The organism is Clostridioides sp. ZZV14-6154 (assembly GCF_020657785.1).
Classification (GTDB): domain Bacteria; phylum Bacillota; class Clostridia; order Peptostreptococcales; family Peptostreptococcaceae; genus Clostridioides.
Genome location: NZ_JAGWCY010000006.1, coordinates 25,696 through 42,973, shown reverse-complemented (window position 1 = coordinate 42,973; position 17,278 = coordinate 25,696). Strand labels below are relative to the sequence as shown.

At 27.9% G+C, this 17,278-nt stretch carries 17 protein-coding genes; 15 read left to right on the top strand and 2 right to left on the bottom strand.

The features are described 5' to 3' along the window. The first annotated feature begins 18 nt into the window (after positions 1–18). The 10 genes from KGF45_RS13135 (at position 19) to KGF45_RS20490 (ending at position 8,314) form a co-directional block, all read left to right on the top strand. On the top strand, positions 19–726 hold the full coding sequence (locus KGF45_RS13135; protein ID WP_227828713.1) for a response regulator transcription factor: 708 nt from the start codon (positions 19–21) through the stop codon (positions 724–726). Positions 727–765: 39 nt separating this feature from the next. Then, the gene (locus KGF45_RS13130; protein WP_227842712.1) at positions 766–2,172 is read left to right on the top strand and encodes a sensor histidine kinase; all 1,407 of its coding nucleotides are present in this window, start codon (positions 766–768) and stop codon (positions 2,170–2,172) included. Between the two features lie 790 nt (positions 2,173–2,962). Next, positions 2,963–3,130: a hypothetical protein gene (locus tag KGF45_RS13125; RefSeq protein WP_227842711.1), complete on the top strand. Its 168-nt coding sequence runs from the start codon at positions 2,963–2,965 to the stop codon at positions 3,128–3,130. Positions 3,131–3,245: 115 nt separating this feature from the next. Continuing rightward, positions 3,246–3,623 (top strand): BlaI/MecI/CopY family transcriptional regulator, encoded by a 378-nt coding sequence (locus tag KGF45_RS13120; RefSeq protein ID WP_227842710.1) that lies wholly within the window; start codon positions 3,246–3,248, stop codon positions 3,621–3,623. A gap of 416 nt (positions 3,624–4,039) precedes the next feature. Beyond that, a complete protein-coding gene (locus tag KGF45_RS13115; RefSeq protein ID WP_227828710.1) occupies positions 4,040–4,507 on the top strand; it encodes a VOC family protein in 468 nt (155 codons plus the stop codon). A 52-nt stretch (positions 4,508–4,559) separates the two neighbouring features. Next, on the top strand, positions 4,560–5,006 hold the full coding sequence (locus KGF45_RS13110; RefSeq protein ID WP_227839773.1) for a DUF3788 family protein: 447 nt from the start codon (positions 4,560–4,562) through the stop codon (positions 5,004–5,006). A gap of 346 nt (positions 5,007–5,352) precedes the next feature. Further along, positions 5,353–5,499, top strand: coding sequence for a hypothetical protein (locus KGF45_RS13105; protein WP_227828708.1), 147 nt, complete (start codon positions 5,353–5,355; stop codon positions 5,497–5,499). 499 nt (positions 5,500–5,998) lie between these two features. Beyond that, on the top strand, positions 5,999–6,664 hold the full coding sequence (locus KGF45_RS13100) for a methyltransferase domain-containing protein (protein WP_227828707.1): 666 nt from the start codon (positions 5,999–6,001) through the stop codon (positions 6,662–6,664). Positions 6,665–7,052: 388 nt separating this feature from the next. Further along, positions 7,053–7,850 (top strand): MarR family transcriptional regulator, encoded by a 798-nt coding sequence (locus tag KGF45_RS13095; protein ID WP_227842709.1) that lies wholly within the window; start codon positions 7,053–7,055, stop codon positions 7,848–7,850. 269 nt (positions 7,851–8,119) lie between these two features. Then, positions 8,120–8,314: an ATP-binding domain-containing protein gene (locus tag KGF45_RS20490; protein ID WP_413840943.1), complete on the top strand. Its 195-nt coding sequence runs from the start codon at positions 8,120–8,122 to the stop codon at positions 8,312–8,314. 380 nt (positions 8,315–8,694) lie between these two features. On the opposite strand, the gene KGF45_RS13085 is transcribed toward KGF45_RS20490, so the two are convergent. Together KGF45_RS13085 and KGF45_RS13080 are read right to left on the bottom strand one after the other, a co-directional pair. Beyond that, a complete protein-coding gene (locus KGF45_RS13085) occupies positions 8,695–9,474 on the bottom strand; it encodes a hypothetical protein (protein WP_227828705.1) in 780 nt (259 codons plus the stop codon). Further along, positions 9,452–9,949, bottom strand: coding sequence for an RNA polymerase sigma factor (locus KGF45_RS13080; protein ID WP_227828704.1), 498 nt, complete (start codon positions 9,947–9,949; stop codon positions 9,452–9,454). Before KGF45_RS13080 ends, KGF45_RS13085 begins: the two co-directional genes overlap by 23 nt. 628 nt (positions 9,950–10,577) lie before the next feature. Between KGF45_RS13080 and KGF45_RS13075 the strand changes: the two genes are divergently transcribed. From KGF45_RS13075 to KGF45_RS13055, 5 genes are all read left to right on the top strand, one after another. Then, entirely contained in the window at positions 10,578–11,309 is a 732-nt protein-coding gene (locus KGF45_RS13075) for a hypothetical protein (protein WP_227842708.1), read from the top strand. Between the two features lie 412 nt (positions 11,310–11,721). Further along, a complete protein-coding gene (locus tag KGF45_RS13070; RefSeq protein ID WP_227842707.1) occupies positions 11,722–12,729 on the top strand; it encodes a nuclear transport factor 2 family protein in 1,008 nt (335 codons plus the stop codon). 51 nt (positions 12,730–12,780) lie between these two features. Next, positions 12,781–14,055 (top strand): ester cyclase, encoded by a 1,275-nt coding sequence (locus KGF45_RS13065; protein WP_227842706.1) that lies wholly within the window; start codon positions 12,781–12,783, stop codon positions 14,053–14,055. A gap of 235 nt (positions 14,056–14,290) precedes the next feature. Continuing rightward, positions 14,291–15,565, top strand: coding sequence for an MFS transporter (locus tag KGF45_RS13060; protein WP_227842705.1), 1,275 nt, complete (start codon positions 14,291–14,293; stop codon positions 15,563–15,565). Positions 15,566–15,605: 40 nt separating this feature from the next. Next, a complete protein-coding gene (locus tag KGF45_RS13055) occupies positions 15,606–17,204 on the top strand; it encodes a sodium:solute symporter (protein WP_227828699.1) in 1,599 nt (532 codons plus the stop codon). Positions 17,205–17,278 lie beyond the last annotated feature (74 nt).

The following is a 17,278-nucleotide window of genomic DNA, read 5'->3' as shown; positions in this document are numbered from 1 at the left end:
TTAGGAAGGGTGATGATTATGGAAACAATAAAGGATAAAAAAATACTTGTGGTTGATGACCATAAAGAATTATTAAAAATGATAGATGAAATCTTAAGAAAAGAGGGATTTAATAGAATTTTTCTAGCATCTAGTTATGAAGAAGCTGTGAGAGTATTTAAAAATATAAAACCAGACTGTGCAATTTTAGATGTAGTGTTGCCAGATGGAGATGGCTTTTCTATTATGAGAAAAATTAGAGAAACGTCTAAGATACCAGTTATTTTTCTTTCTGCAAGAGGAGAGGATGAAGATAGATTGATTGGTCTAGGTTTAGGGGCTGATGATTATATAGTAAAGCCATTTTTACCTAAAGAACTTACTTTAAGGTTAGTAGGTATATTAAATCGTGTATATATTCCTATGAAGGAAGATGAGTTGCCAGTATTTAAACTAGGAGATTATGTTGTTGTAAATTTAAATACTGCATGTGTGAAAAAAGATGGACAAGAAATATCTTTAACTGCTAAAGAACATTCCCTGCTTTTAAAGCTTTATGAAAATAAAGGGCGAATTGTTACTAGTGATGCACTATGTCAAGCTATATGGGGGGATGACATGTATGGGTATGAAAATACTCTTATGGTACATGTTAGGAGAGTTAGAGAAAAGATAGAAGAAGCTCCATCTTCTCCTAAGCATCTTCTTACAGTAAGAGGGCTTGGATATAAGTTAATTATTAATTGATTTATGCCATATGAAGATTTCAAGAGGAGGGATTTAATTTTGGATAGTGTAAAGTATATATTAAGACGATTTATAGGTTCAAGTATCTTGATTTCATTATTTCTAATTATCTTAAACATAGCAGGATTTTTGATATTTTCATATGTAACTTTTGTATACCCATACTCTGGCGAATCAGATACAAGCAATAGTGGAGAAACTAAAGCAAATTTAATGATGCTTGAAGAAAAGTTAACTTTAAAGGATGGTAAGTTTGTCTTGGATGAATCTAGTAAAGAGGTGTTACACAAAAATCAAGCTTGGGCAATGCTAATTGATGATAATGGGGACAGAATATGGGAGTATGATTTACCAAACGAAATACCAAAGCATTATACTTTAACGGATGTAGCTAAGTTTTCAAAATTTTTTTTAAAAGACTATCCTGTGTATGTATGGGAGCATCCTGATGGGCTTCTAGTTACAGGATATCCCAAAGACAAGTACACAAGGTTTAACCTTACTTATACTATTAATGAAATAGACCAATTTCCAAGGTTAATATTAATTATGCTTTTGCTTAATGCAATGATTACTTTTTTAATAGCTTTATTTATAGGATTAAAAATGATAAAATCTATAAAGCCAATTATTACAGGGATGAAGCTTATTTCAAAGGGCGAGCCAGTACTTCTTCAAGAAAAGGGGATACTTAGTGATATTTCAAAATCTATTAACTCTGTATCTAGAGAATTACAGGAAAAAAATGCAAAGCTTAGAAAAAGAGAAGAAGCTAGGTCTAATTGGATTGCAGGAATATCTCATGATATAAGAACACCACTTTCAATGATAATAGGATATGCTGGAGAGCTTGAGGAAAGTAAAAATCTTTCTCAAAGAGAACATGAGCAAGTATATATTATATGTAATCAAGGTATTAAGATTAGGGAATTAGTAAGCGACCTTAACTTAGTCTCTAAATTAGAATACAATATGCAAGCATTAGATTGCGGTAAAATTAGAGTTTCTGCTTTCTTAAGAGAGGTTGTTTCTGATTTTATAAATAATAATTTGGATAATAACTTTTATATTGAGCTTAATATATTGGATGAAGATATTATTATAGATGCAGATAAAAAGTTATTAAAAAGAGCAATTAGCAATTTGATACAAAATAGCATAACTCACAATCAACATGGGTGTAATATAAATGTAGTTTCAAGGTCTGATTTAGATTTTTGCTATATAACTATTGAAGATGATGGAAAAGGTATAAGTAAAGATAAAATTAGTTATTTATTGAAGCATCAATATAATTTGAGTGATGCATATGCTAAAGGTCAGAATCATGGTCTAGGGCTTTTAATAGTAGCAGGTATTATAAATGCACACAAAGGTAAATTAGATATCATAAGTGATAATTGTCAAGGTCTAAAAATAACTTTAAAATTACCACTATTAAAGTAATATTTTATAATGAAATAATGAATAAGCGTGAACAATGAAAATATTTTGAAAATAATTTTATTATTTATTGACAAAAATACTCTATCATAGTAGAATAAATATAAATTCTTTTCTTGTCAAGTTTTATTAAATAAAATAGTAACTTTTGCTTTATGCGCTTAGAGCTAAGTTACTCATGGTATCAAAATTTTCATAGGAATAATATATTTTGGAATTATTGTAAGATTGTTAAACTCTTTAAATAGTTCCCTTTTTTTTAATATTTTTCAATAATACTTAAAATGTTATTGACAAAAATATTCTACTAAAATAGAATTATAATATAGTAGTTTTTAATTTTGAGAAGACGATAATCAGATTTTAAGAGCAGATTTAATTAGAAAAACTTTTATGTAATTATTAGAGAAATATTTTATTATAACTTTGTATTTAGAGCGAAAAAGTATTTTAAATAGACATTTTTTGACCATATAAACTCTACTAAAGTAGAGTTTTGGTGTCTGATTTTTAGTGATATAAAGTATAGATGTCTAGATATGTTGAATTAAATTAGAGCTATAAAGAGCTGTTGAGGAAAAGGTTTGGATTATAAAAGATACAAACGAATATTCAATAAACTAGCAAAATTTAATTATATAAAGTGTAATTATTAAGACTGAGATTACAATATTTAAAATCATAAATTAAGATTGAGATTATAATATTTAAAATCGTAAATGATAGATTATTTTTTTAAAAGCTAGAGAAGCAATAAGTCAAAATTAAAAGAAGTAAGATTACTAAAATATAAATGCTTAAAATTAGAAAGAAAAACTTAAAAGAAGGGAGAGCTACTGAGACAAGTATCCAGAAGTATATAGCTGAGTACAAGACATTTCATAAAACTAAGCAATATAAAGTAATTTTGACACTATTTACATATGTTTATTATGTACAAATAGCTAACTTTAGAATTTAAGATTGAGAAAATCTTATAAAATCACAGTAATTTAAATGAATATAATATCAATTAAATTGATGAAAATTTTACTGTGGATATTGCTTGTCTATATTCTGAGTAGCAAAGGTTTATTATGCCGATAAAAAAGCTGCCACAATCAGAATTGAAGATAATGAAGTTTATATGGAAAGTAGATTCCAAAATAACATCAAAAGATATTATTTTAGCTATGGAGCAAAAATATCAATGGAAGCAAACGACAACTTTAACTATTTTATCTAGATTAGTAGTTAAAGGATTTTTAAATTCTAAAAAGGTAAATAAATATACACAATATGAGATTTTAATTGATGAAAAATATTACTTGAATGTTGAAACAAGAGAATTTTTTAGGAATATTCACGATTCCTCTATAAAAAGTTTATTATTATCACTGCATGCAGATGATAATATAAGTGAAGAGGATATACTTTTTATTGAAGCGTGGTTAAGAAGTATTAAAGAAAAATAAGAAAAGAAGATTAAAGAAAAATAGTAGCTATTTGTAAAATAAAACATGATACCTAAAAATATGAAAACTTATTTTTAGAAATTTTGAGAGCTTGTATAATATAAACCTAAATCATATACAGTATATTTATGATGTATAGTATATTTGTCTTTGGAAAATTATAAATTATAAGTGGATTGTAATATGAACCAAAATAAAATTAAACATGAGTGTAAATTAATGATGGACAATTCTATTAATTCAATATAAAAAGCTACCTTTAGTTATCAATTAAATAACTATATTTAGGGTAGCTTTTTGTATGGAGATTGTAGTTGTGTAAAATACATAATCAAATAATTTTTGTAAATATGACATATAGCTTTCAAGTTTAAATTGATATAATAAAATAATAATAGAAATTAGGGGGTACATTTATGAAATATCAATGTTCATTATTGGCAGTAAATAATGTAGAAGTGTCAAAAAAGTTTTATGGAGAATTGTTTGACCAAAAAGTTGTGTTAGATTTAGGTAGAAATGTAACTTTTAGTGGGGGATTTGCAATACAAGAGGATTTTGCATGGTTAACAGGGCTAAATCCAGATACAGTTGTGCAAAAATCACACAATATGGAACTTTATTTTGAAGCTGATGATTTTGATAAATTTATTGAAAAACTTAAATCATATAAAGATGTAGAGTATGTTCATCAACCACTAAAATATGAATGGCAACAGAGGGTAGTGCGTATTTATGACCCTGATAAACATATTATCGAGGTAGGAGAATCTATGGAAGTTATAGCTAGAAGATATTTAGATGAAGGGTATTCTGTAGAAGAAGTTTCTAAGATTATTCAACATCCAATTGAATTTGTGGAGGAATGTAAAAAAAGTGAATAATTTTGATACTAGTATTTTCAGATTAAAAATAAATCAAAAGTGGTGATTAAAATTGTATGAAAGAATGTTGAATAAAAGTGTCATGCCATCAGAAAAAGAGATTTCTGAGTATGTGGGCAAAAATCATTTTAACCTTATTTTGTATCTTGAGAATTTATTAGATAAAAAATATGATTTACGTAAAGAATTAAGATTTCCTTTTGGAAATAATTATGGCTGGGGATATAAGTATTCACATAAAACAATGCATCTATTTTATGTGTTTTTTGAGAAAGATTGCTTTACAGTAACTATTCAAATTGGAAGTAATGATGTAGATAAGCTATTAGATATACTGGATAACTTATTGCCAAAGACAAATGAATTTTGGGATAAGCGATACCCTTGTGGAAGTGGAGGATGGATAAATTATAGAGTGGAGAATGAGAAAGAGCTTGATGATATTTTAAAGATTATTGAAGTTAAAAAAAAGCCTCCTAAAAATTTAAAAAAAGTTTAGGTAGTTAGGAGCTTAATGATTAACAGGATTAGGATAATAAATGAGAGTAACTATAAGATAGTAAGTCAATAAGAATTAAGATAATAAGTAAATATAATTAGAATAATAAATAAATTGAGAATAGCTCATATAAAATAATAGTATTTGACAGGGTTAATAAAGTATATTAAAATAAACGGATATTTATAGGCAAGAGTATTGAGATAAAACGTATACTAGAAAAATAAACTATACTTTAAAATGAGTTAATACTCACAGTATTTTGAGATATAGTTGACTTTTAAAGTATAAGCATATTATAGAACTCTTGTATAAATATGTATCAGTTAAATATTATTATAAAGGAGTGATTAATATTAAAGCAAAAGAACTTTATAAAAAGCTAGACATAGAATTTGATATTAAAAATATTGATGATGATTGGAGTTTTATGAATTTTGAAAATGATTTTATTACTCCAGAATTTAAGAAAACAAAAATAAGCAGTCAGTAAAAATTTGTGTTTACTGACTGCTTATTTTATTGTTTTTAGAATAGTATCTTAATTAGCTTTATAATGTAGTGTCGTAATGCTCTCTGGAGAGTTTAAAAAATTGTCGCAGAGTTAGATTCTTTTAGTTATTCCAAAGTTCATGTCTATTTGCTTCTTTATTTGTTCATATTTTATAACTAACATATATCAAAGCTATTTTTACTACTCCTCTCTAGAATACTTATTTTTCGATGTTTTTTTATAGTATTATTATGATAAACTATATTTTATAAGTATTTATTTTAAATTATTATAAATATTAATTTTAAAATAATAGAATTATTATATTTATGAGAATAAATGGTATAATAAAAGGTAAAGTGTCAAATATCCGCTAAATTAAATAGATTAATTAGTATATACAATAAAATAGGAACAATTTAAATAAATAATAATTTATAAGGAAAGGAAAGATAGAATGATATTTACGAAAAGTAATAAATATGACAAAGAGTTCCTCATGAAAAACATGATGGGGCCTAATTGTATAAAAATACTAGAGGAAATGACAAATAAGATAAAATTAGAAAAGGGAATGCGTATTTTAGATTTGGGATGTGGAAGAGGTATATCTTCTATATTTTTAGCAAATGAATTTGATGCAACTGTATTTGCAACAGATTTGTGGATAGAACCAACTGAGAATTATGAAAGATTTAAGGACTTTAACTTAGATAATAAAATATTTCCAATACAAGCAGAGGCACATGAATTACCTTACGCAGAAGGTTTCTTTGATGCAGTAATAAGTGTTCACTCTTATCACTACTTTGGAAACAAAGAAGGTTTTTTAGAAAATCACATATCGCCTCTTGTAAAAGAGGGTGGAATAATTGCAATGGCAATGCCAGGATTAAAACAAGATTTTGTAGATTGTATACCTGATGAACTTATTCCATTTTGGCAAGATAATATGAATTTTCATTCTATCAAATGGTGGAATGAACTTTGGTCAGAATCGGAGTCTGTGATTTTAGAGAAATGTGAAGCTTTAAATTGTCATGAAGAAGCATGGCAAGATTGGTTAAACTGCGATAATTCTTATGCAAAAAATGATAAAAAAATGATGGAAGTAGAAGATGGTAAGTACTTTAATACAATTTCTCTAATAGCTAGAGTTAAATAAAAGTTGGAGTTAGATAAAGATTAGAGTTAGATAAAAATTCAAATACAAAGATAATTATTTAAATACAAAATGATTTTTTAAAGAATTTATACCCAATTGGACTATTTAGGTTGATTGGGTATTTTTATTTTGTAATAATATATTGTAGTTTTTAATTTGAAAAATCAAACTTGATTATTTATTTAAAAGAGACAATACAAGTATTTTATTATGGTGCTGAAAAAGCATAAAAAGTGTAGTAAAGTATTAAAATATTTGACAAATCCAAGGCTTGCTCTTATACTCAATACAAGTAAGGTACCTTTTTAAAGGACCTATTTGAAAAAAATTATATAATTAGTAAAGTGCATGATTACAAAATTAATAATTAATTTAGGAGGTAAAAATCATGAATGAAACTCAAGATGAAAATTTATTAGAGCAATTTTTTAAAGTACAATCATTACTACATAAATTTCACCTTCAAAATCATAAATCACATGGTTTTTTTAGAGGAACGCATAGAGGTCAAGGAAGAGTATTATCTATGCTAAAAATAAAGCCAGAAATTACTCAAAAAGAACTATCATATTTGCTTGATATGAGACCTCAATCTTTAGGTGAATTGCTTTCAAAACTAGAAAATCAAGGATTTATTACTCGTACCCCTTCAGAAAAAGACCGTAGAGTAATGGTAGTAAGACTAACATCAAAAGGTATGGATGAAATTAATAAAATTGAGCAGGAAGAAGACCCAACTAATAAAATATTCGATATTTTAGAAAAAGAAGAAAAAAGCATTCTAAGTGATATTCTTATTAAGATTACTAATGAGTTGGAGAGAACTATAAAAAATGATGATAATATTAATTTTGATGGGTCGCATATGGGACCACACTCAAGACCATATCCTGGTCAACGCTTAGGTTTTAATGGAAGAGAAGGCTTTGGAATGGGACATATGGATTCACGTCCAAATCCACATGAGAGTTCTCAAGAAGGAAAAGAGTTTTATAGTTCACGTATGGAAGCATTTCAAGATTTTTTTAATAGAGAAGAATTTTTTGAACAAATGATGAAACAGCATCCGGGATTTTTTGAACAGATAGTAAAACAACATCCAGAGTTTTTTAAGAATAAGAGATTTGATGAACAGAATGTATCTAAGGATGAAAAGCATAGCGAAAAGGATATTAATGAAGATTAGAAACTATTTATCTTTCTACTATAAAAATATGTAATCATAGATGAAGCATAGGATTACACTCCATTACAATATGAAATATTTTATAAACTCTTTAATTCTGCAAATATGACGATATAAAAGATTATAAACAGAAAAATTATAAATCTATTGGTATCATAACAAAGACAGTTCGTGGAACTAGAGAAGTATACGAGTTTGTAAAAGAGAATGATGTTGATGTACAATGTATAACAAAAGATGATGACGAGTATATAAACGGTGTGTTAATAATGCCTTCATATCTATCTAAAGGGCTTGAATTTGATGTGGTTATTATATATAATGCAAGCAATAAAAATTATAATAATGAAGATGAAAGGTTGCTCCTTTATACTTGTTGTACAAGAGTTCTTCATGTGCTAAACATATATTATTTAGACGAGATAAGTTCTTTATTAAAACATATTAAAGTAAGATTAAAGTAATACTAAAACGATATTAAAACAACATTAAAACAATATTAAAATAATGTTGAAGTAATATTAAAACAATGAAATTTTAATTCTTATATAATTTTTTTAGGCTTATTATATATTTATTATGTATTTGTAATGAATATTTAGATGAGTATTTTATCATAAAGTTAAAGCCCTTAAAATCCAAAATAGATGTTTTTTAAGGGCTTTTTAGTATATTATTTAACTAGAATTTGTATAGCAGTTAAATAGCTAGAATCTGATATATAAATTCTAAAAAAAATATTAATATAAAAGAGATGGTTATGTTTACTAATAAATAAATTAAAGTCACAAATAATAGACTCATAAATAATTCAATCGTTGGCTATGTTTTATATTACTTATCTTTATTTTGTATCTATTACTTCATGAGCCATCTCTACTAAATCATTCATAGATAAACCTGAGTCTTCAACTATAAATGAGTAATAAACTCCATTTTGTTTCCAACTTAAATACTTATATTCATTAACTTCCACCTCACCTGACCACTCACTAAATGTATATTTACCTGATTTTTCATCAAGTTTATCCTGTTCTGTCATTTTATAACCTTCTGGTACATACTTTTGCTTGAATTCATCATAAGAAATATTTACATCTTTGTACGTATCTACAACTTTTATATTCTCAGAATCTTTTCCAAGTATATTATTTGATGTTTTAAGAGATATTTCATCATTACCATTTTCATACTTGATATTAAGTGATTTTAATTCTCCTAAAATATTACCTTGTTTATCAAGTCCTTTTTCCTTTTCAATATATCCTCCTTTAAATTTATATCCATTACTAAATTCAGAAACTATATTAGGCGCAAATTTAAAGTCTTTTTTTACTTGTTCTGTAGTTGGGACAGATGTATAGGTAGCCTTATTACTTGTACTTGAAAATAGACTAGATATTTCTCCTACTGCAAGAGCTGTTGTACTTAACAGTAGAGTAACAGCCAAAGTTGCAATTAAGCTCTTTTTGAATGATAATTTAAATGGTGATTTATGTGTTTTATTATTAATCATGTTATAATTTTCCTCTCTTTCTGGTAGACTATTTAATGTTTTATTTAATCTATTATGAAAGCTTTCTGGAGCTTTCGGGAATGAATTATTTAACTTGTCTTTGTTCATACTTTACCTCCATATCTTCTAATTTAGTTTTTAATAATTTTCTACCTCTTGATAATCTGCTTTTTACAGTTCCTTGAGGTATATCTAATATTTTTTTAATCTCATCTATTGAATATCCCTCGATATAATAAAGAACTATTGGAATCTTAATTTTTTTAGATAAACCTTGAATAGCAATATATAAATCACTGTAATCATCTTTTTCTTCTACTTTTTTGTTATTGAGAATTTCTTCAAATGGTAGAATATTAAACTGTTTACGCCTTAATGAATTACATTCATTTATGACTATTCTAATCAACCAAGTCTTAAAATATTGTTGTTCTTTCAGTGAGTCTAATTTTTCATATGCTTTTAAAATAGCATTGTTAACAGCATCCTCACAATCTTGGTCGTTTCCTAAAATAGACTTAGATACACGATACAAAGTCTGTTCTGACTCAAGAATATTATTAATAAATGTAGTTTTATCCAATTGTATTCCTACCTTTCCATGCAAATCGTAGCGCTACTTTTTTGCTTTACACTTATTAGATAAAATTTTACTATAAATGGTTCACTTTTTTTAAAATAATTATTTTTAATTGAAGTTTAGGAAATAATTAGATAAATCTACATTTCTATGAAGTAGCACTACTTTTTTGCCTTACACTCATTAGATAAAATTTTACTATAAATGGTTCACTTTTTTTAAAAGTAATTATTTGATAAATTGAAGTCTAGGAAACAGTTTGATAAATTTAAGCAATTTAATAAAAAATTATACATGATAATAAATATGTGCTTTTCTATACAACTTTTTCATGCCATAATTTTCAGGTTTAAAAGTAAGTCAAAACAAATTAAGCTAAGACTAAAATAAATTAAAAATCCTAAGGTTTTGTTATGCATACTATAAGAATCATTTTATTAGTAGAAGCATCTTTAATTTTTTTCATTTTAAAAAGAGAAAATAAAAGAAATTAAAAAAATGCAAAGGTACCTTAAAAATAGTATTGACAAAATTATAAGGTACCTTTATAATTAAAAATAAATAAGGTACCTTAATAAAAACTAAGAAAATAAATTAATAGAAAAAATCGGGTTAATTAGGAGGAGTTAATATGAATTATTACAAAGATAAAAGAGAAGGATTTAGAGGATTTGAAGATTTCGAAATGAGAGGACATCATAAACACCAAGAACATTATGGAGAACATAATAAATATTCGCAACATCATGGTCAAATGGGATATGGAGGTCCTCATAGACATCCATGGAATCATACATGTGAAGGATGTAAAAGATTTGAAATGATGCGTCAAGAAGGATTTGGGTCAAGAGGATATGAAGGAAATCATGGCAATAGAGAGTATAGAGGTCATGAGGGATTTGCCCCAAGAGGGTACGAAAGAGGAGAATATAGAGGTCATGAAGGAAATCATCGCAATAGAGAGTGTAGAAGTCATGAAGGATTTGCCCCAAGAGGGTACGAAAGAGGAGAATATAGAGGTCATGAAGGAAGTCATGAGCATAGAGAGTGTAGAAGTCATGAAGGATTTGCCCCAAGTGGTCATGAAAGAAGTTACAGAGAATCTAAAGACAATGAAGAATTTGATGCTAAAAATTATCAAGAAAACAATGAATATCAGAAATACGGAAGATTTGAAAATCAAAATGTAGATGAAAAAATAATGTCTGAAAATAAAGAAGATGCTGAGAAAAATAATATAAAAGAATATGAAAAAATTGATGAATCTAAAACAGCAACTGATGAACAAATAGAATCTGTTCAAAAAAATAATACTAAAGAAGAAATGAAATGTGAAGAAAAAAAATGCGTTGATAAAAAGTAGAATTAGAAATTCAATAAATCAACAAATAAATATTAAAAAATAAACACCAGAATACAAATAAAAACATATTAGATTGACTAAATCAAAAAGGTGACAGCTTTAAAAAGACTGTCACCTTTAATTTTTTATAGCCATTTATTGGTGCAAGTATTTCAATAAATATGGGAGGTAAAGATTATTTTTATTAGCAAGGATAAAAATCCTATAAATTTGAGTAGACATAAATTACAATTTACATTTTTATGATAACATTTTCTTTACAATTTTTTAGATATATGTTAATATTTAGAAAAATGCATATGTATTCACAAAATAGCCTAAAAATGAATAAAAAAGCTACAAAATAGAAAACGTATGCAATGAAGAGTAAATAAAGTTAGATTATACTTTATAAATTTGGGAGGATATAATCATGGGAAAATATCAAGAATCAAAAAGAGTTGTAAGAAATTACTTTGAAGCATTAGAAAACGCCAATGGAGATGAAATTAAAAAAATTTTAAAACAGTACATGAGGTCAGACTATGACTGGAGAGGCGTATATCCATTTCGTGAACAAAGAGGAGTTGAAAATATAGCAGATACATTTTGGAAGCCTTTAAAAAATTCATTGAGTAATATGCAAAGACGACAAGATATCTTTATTGCAGGTACTAATGAAATTGATAACAGTGAGTGGGTAATGAGTATGGGTCATTTTATGGGGCTTTTTGATAATGACTGGCTTGGTATTAAGCATACTCGCAAGATGATTAGCTTAAGATACGCAGAATTTAACTGTGTGCAAGATGGTAAAATTTCCAAGACTGGATTATTTGTAGATATAATTGGATTTATGATTCAGGCAGGTGTCAATCCATTGCCACCACAAACAGGTTCATATTTTGTATATCCAGGACCAATTGACCACAATGGACTACTTTTTGAAGATGCAGACGAAGTAGATGGGGTTAAGACTTTAGCATTAGTCAATAAAATGGTAGATGATTTATCTGAATTAAATGATAGTGGTTCTATGGGATGTCCACCAGAGATACTTGAAAAATCATGGGCTAAAGATATGATTTGGTATGGACCAGGGGGGATTGGAGCTTCTTATACTATACCTAGATATCAAGAACAGCATCAATTGCCATTTAGAAATAATTTAAAAGGAAAGACTTTTAATGGACATGTATGTAGATTTGCAGAAGGAAATTTTGCTTGTTTCTTTGGATGGCCTAACTTAAGCAATATCCCATGTGGAGGATTTTTAGGATTGCCAGGTGGAGAGGTTAAGGCAGATATGCAAGTTGTTGACGTTTACTATCGCAAGGGAGATAAACTTAAAGAAAATTGGGTGTTAATTGATATTCCTTACTGGCTAAAACAACAAGGTCTTGATATTCTTGAAAGAACTAAAAGTATTTTTAATGCTTAATTTTTAATGCTTAATTGTGAATACGTATTCAAGAAAGGAATGAGATGCAAATTGAAATATATTGATAAAAATGATGTAAGAGAAAAAGATAAAGAGAAAGTAAAAGCAAAAGAAGTTGATATAAGTGAGCTTAAATTAAGTAATGTTGAAGTAAATAAAGCTAACACAGATAAAATCAATGAGAATAATACTATTGAAAAAGCTGAAGAAATTACATTGAAGGGAGAAGCAAATATGGAGTCTACAAAAATTTACTATGGAGATTCGCTAGAAGTAACACCTGTTGGAGTAATGGATTATAATGATTTTTCAAATCAAACAAAAAGGGAGCAGAAATTACCTGGATTTGATTCCAAGTATAGAGACTTTGTAGACTATATTATGAAAATTACACATAATATTTGGGAAGAAAAAGGTATTGGAGTTATTTATGATACATATCACAATAATGTGACAATGCACTGTGGTTCTTCTAATTTAGTTGGTATAAAAGATGTTATCTCGAATACTCTTCAAACTCTACATGCATTTCCAGATAGAAGGCTGATTGGTCAAAATGTAATATGGTCTAATTTTGGTGCTGATGGTTTTTTGTCTTCTCACCGTGTTTTGTCTACAGCAACTAATTTAGGTGATAGTAATTTTGCTCCAGCAACTGGAAAAAAGATAAATTTTAGAACTGTAATTGATTGTGCTACAACGAATAATAGAATACATGAAGAATGGCTAGTTAGAGATAATCTATGGATTGTTACTCAGTTAGGGTTAAATCCTCAAGAAGTGGCAAAAAGTATGGCAAAGGCAAGTGCATCTAAAGTATTGAGCTTACAATCAACTTATGGTATTTGTGAGTCTATGGATGGCCAATTTATGCCAGCAAAGTATCAAGCTAAAGATGATTCTGTTGGTGAAATGATGCTTGAGATGACAAGTCGTATTTACAATTATAAATATATAAATGAAGTTAAAAAATATTATCACGATAATGCAGTAGTACATTTCATATGTGATAAAGATTTAAATGGTTATGATGAGATTCAAGGAATGATTGTAAGTTTACTTGCTTCAATTCCAAATGGCAGTTATGAAGTAGAAAGAGTAACTTGTAATCAAAAGGAAAAAAATGAAGGGTATGATGTATCTGTGAGATGGAGATTACGTGGAATAAATGAAGGTATTGGATTTTTTGGACAACCTTCTGGAAAGCATGTAGAGGTAATGGGAATTAATCATTATCATGTACTACAAGGTAAGGTAAAGGAAGAATGGATGACTTTTGATGGTATGGATGTTTTGAAGCAGATGTACATGGGTGTAGAAGAGTAAGAAGGCTTAGAGTATAAATATACTTAGAAAGTATATAAGTAAATATTCTTGTTATATGAGGTTGAACAAGAAATATATATAGCGTTTAAACAAGAAATATATAGAAAGTTTAAACAAGAAATGTATAGCAAGTTTAAACAAGAAATATATATAGAATTTAAACAAGAATTATGTATGAAATATAAGATGTGAAATTTTTAGGGATAGTATGCTTAACAGTAAGGGAGGGGTAATTATGAACAATATGAAAACAACAGATGTGATAGAAAATGATATTATACTAGGAAAAGATTATTCGAATCTAAAAAGGGGAATTGCATTTTTTTCCATTGCATTAATATACTTTTTTTATTGCTATAATTTTATGGTAGGTACTTTTATTAAACCAACAATGATTTATACTTTGGCAGAAGGCGGGTTTGGTTTTTCATTAAAACAGACAGAAGAAATATTTGCTGTCATGTCCTTTGGTACAATTCCAGGTACATTCATTTTTGGAGTGATTTCTACAAAGCTTGGTAAAAAGAAAACTTTAATTAGTGTAGCTTTATTAATTGGGTTAACAACTTTTATTCCAATGTTATCTCCTACAAATATTATATTGTGGAAAATTGCACGTTTATGTACAGGGGTAGTATTGGGTGGTGTATTTGGAACAGCGATGCCTCTAGTTGCGGATATGTTTCCAAGTAAATATCGTGGTAAGTTAGCTGCTGTATTAACTGCTTTATTTTCGCTAGCCATGATTTTTGGCGGGAAAGTGTATGGATTTTTAGGTGATGCAAATTGGCAAATATTAATGTATACTGCGATTATACCGCCTATAATTGGAGCTATTTTAGCATTTTTCTTTGTACCAGATGATTCAGAGTATACAAAAGAATTGGTTAAAAAAGGAAAAAAAACAGGTGAAAAAATTAGCTATGTAAGTATGTATAAGGGGAAATATTTGTGGATTGGATTAGGAACAATTATTTTATCAGGTGCTAATTTTACAGCATACTCAGCATTTTCAAACAATGCAACTACATATTTGGTAACAGGAATGGGAATGACAGCAGCAGTAGCAGGTTCTATATATAGTTTACAAGGAATTGGGCAGTTAGTAGGATATTTATTCTGGGGTTCAATAGCAGATAAATTTGGAAGAAAAGTACCTTTTATAGGTATGGCATTAGCGGCAGTATTTGTCTTTATATATACAAAACTAGGAGGAAATAATACAACAGCATTTTATATGATATCAGTATTATTAGGTATTGCTGTTGGATATTCTGGAGCATGGGGAGCATACTATACAGAATTATTCCCAAGTAAATATCGTTCATTGTCCTCGGGAATGTCATTCAATGGAGGAAGAATTATATCTACATTTGCAATCCCTGCAATAGCTGGTACAGCTTCAGGGGCTTTAGGTATGACAACTATTTTTTATATATCAACAGCAGTATTTGTAGCAGGTGCTATTGTATGGCTGTTCTTACCAGAAACATTAAACAAGAAAGAATAGAATTCTAAGAACTATTTTGTTAGTTAGAAAGGGGTGGCTTATGATTTCAGTAATCGATGTGTGTATTATAGTAGGATATTTGCTATTAATGTTGGTTATTGGTTATTATTCAGGAAAAGATAATAAAAATCAAGAAGATTATTTCTTAGCAGGTAGGTCAATGCCATGGATTCCAATTGCTTTGTCAGTTGCTGCTACTATGATTAGTGCTAATGGATTTATAGGGGGTCCTGGATGGGCATATATGGATGGAATGTATCCAGTGATGGTTAACATTACAGTCCCTTTAGCAATATTTTTTGCACTGAGCATTACCACCCCAGTTATTTATAGATTAAAAATAACATCTGTATATGAATATATGGGACTTCGTTTAGGCAATTATTCAAGAGGATTAACTATTATTCAATTTTTTATCAATTCATTGATTCAAGCAAGTTCTATGGTGTATATACCAGTACTTATTATTCAGATAATCACTGGTTGGTCACTTTATATTTTGGTTCCAATAGTTGTATGTGTAGCAATTATATATACACTACTAGGGGGAATTAAAGCAGTTATATGGACTGATAGCATTCAAATGGTAGTAGTAATAAGTGCTGTATTTATAGTAATTATGACAGCACTAAAAGGAATGAATATCGGTTTTTTTGATACATTGCAAATTGCACAACAGAGCGGTAAATTAAATACATTTGATTTTAGTATGGATATTTCAATTACAAATACTTTTTGGGCTACTCTGATTGGTGGAACTGTAATGTGGATAAGATATTTCTGCTTTGACCAATCTCAAGTTCAAAGAGTTTTGACATCTAAATCTTTAAAAGGTGCCAAAAATTCTTTTGTAGTTAGTGCATTTGTTATGAATTTAGCTTACTATTTTATGTTATTAGTAGGAGTGATTTTATTTGTTTATTATAAGGGAAGAGCATTTGAAACTACAAATGAAATAATGATTACTTTTATTTTGAATGAACTTCCAGTAGGGGCAATTGGAATTATTATTGCTGGTGTATTTGCAGCAGCGATGTCTAGTATTGACTCTATATTAAACAGTATGACAACTGTTTTTACAAAGGATATTTATGAGTTTTATTTTAAAAAAGATAATGAGGAATCGTCATTAAAAGTCACAATGATTATAACAATGATTATAGGTATTGTTATGACAGGTTTTATTATTATGGGATTTGGAGGAAGCATCAAATCAATTCTTGACCTTGTTGGTAACTATATTTCATATTTTGCTGGTCCAGCTACAGGTGCATTTATATTGGCTATGTTTACATACAAAGCTCATGATAAAGGGGTCTCTATTGGTTTCATCATAGGATTAGTTTTAGGCTTTTTTATTTCTAATAAATATAATGTGAGTTGGTTGTGGAATCCAGCAATAGGTGCTACAATAACATTAATATTTGGATATATTTTTAGTATCATTTTAAAGAATAATCATAATATAGAAGATATTAAAAAATATACTGTATTTGGTATGAGAAAAGAACTTATTTCGCAAGGAATAGATAAAGTAGATGGAGTATCTGTATTGCCATTTTCTTTAGGGAAACAAGAGTTAATTGTGTTAGTTTTTTTCGTTGTCCAATATATAATCTTATTTTTAATACAATTTTAATAAGAAATGTAAGATGTTTAAGAAGAAGTAAAAGATGCTAAAAAGAAATACAAGATATTTAAGGAGAAATACTA

Excerpts from the sequence above, each read along its gene's own strand:
- KGF45_RS13075 (WP_227842708.1), top strand. The coding sequence starts at position 10,578 with ATGAATTATTACAAAGATAAAAGAGAAGGATTTAGAGGATTTGAAGAT.
- KGF45_RS13095 (WP_227842709.1), top strand. The coding sequence starts at position 7,053 with ATGAATGAAACTCAAGATGAAAATTTATTAGAGCAATTTTTTAAAGTA.
- KGF45_RS13070 (WP_227842707.1), top strand. The coding sequence starts at position 11,722 with ATGGGAAAATATCAAGAATCAAAAAGAGTTGTAAGAAATTACTTTGAA.
- KGF45_RS13120 (WP_227842710.1), top strand. The coding sequence starts at position 3,246 with ATGCCGATAAAAAAGCTGCCACAATCAGAATTGAAGATAATGAAGTTT.
- KGF45_RS13135 (WP_227828713.1), top strand. The coding sequence starts at position 19 with ATGGAAACAATAAAGGATAAAAAAATACTTGTGGTTGATGACCATAAA.
- KGF45_RS13100 (WP_227828707.1), top strand. The coding sequence starts at position 5,999 with ATGAAAAACATGATGGGGCCTAATTGTATAAAAATACTAGAGGAAATG.
- KGF45_RS13125 (WP_227842711.1), top strand. The coding sequence starts at position 2,963 with ATGCTTAAAATTAGAAAGAAAAACTTAAAAGAAGGGAGAGCTACTGAG.
- KGF45_RS20490 (WP_413840943.1), top strand. The coding sequence starts at position 8,120 with ATGCCTTCATATCTATCTAAAGGGCTTGAATTTGATGTGGTTATTATA.
- KGF45_RS13085 (WP_227828705.1), bottom strand. The coding sequence starts at position 9,474 with ATGAACAAAGACAAGTTAAATAATTCATTCCCGAAAGCTCCAGAAAGC.
- KGF45_RS13115 (WP_227828710.1), top strand. The coding sequence starts at position 4,040 with ATGAAATATCAATGTTCATTATTGGCAGTAAATAATGTAGAAGTGTCA.
- KGF45_RS13055 (WP_227828699.1), top strand. The coding sequence starts at position 15,606 with ATGATTTCAGTAATCGATGTGTGTATTATAGTAGGATATTTGCTATTA.
- KGF45_RS13060 (WP_227842705.1), top strand. The coding sequence starts at position 14,291 with ATGAACAATATGAAAACAACAGATGTGATAGAAAATGATATTATACTA.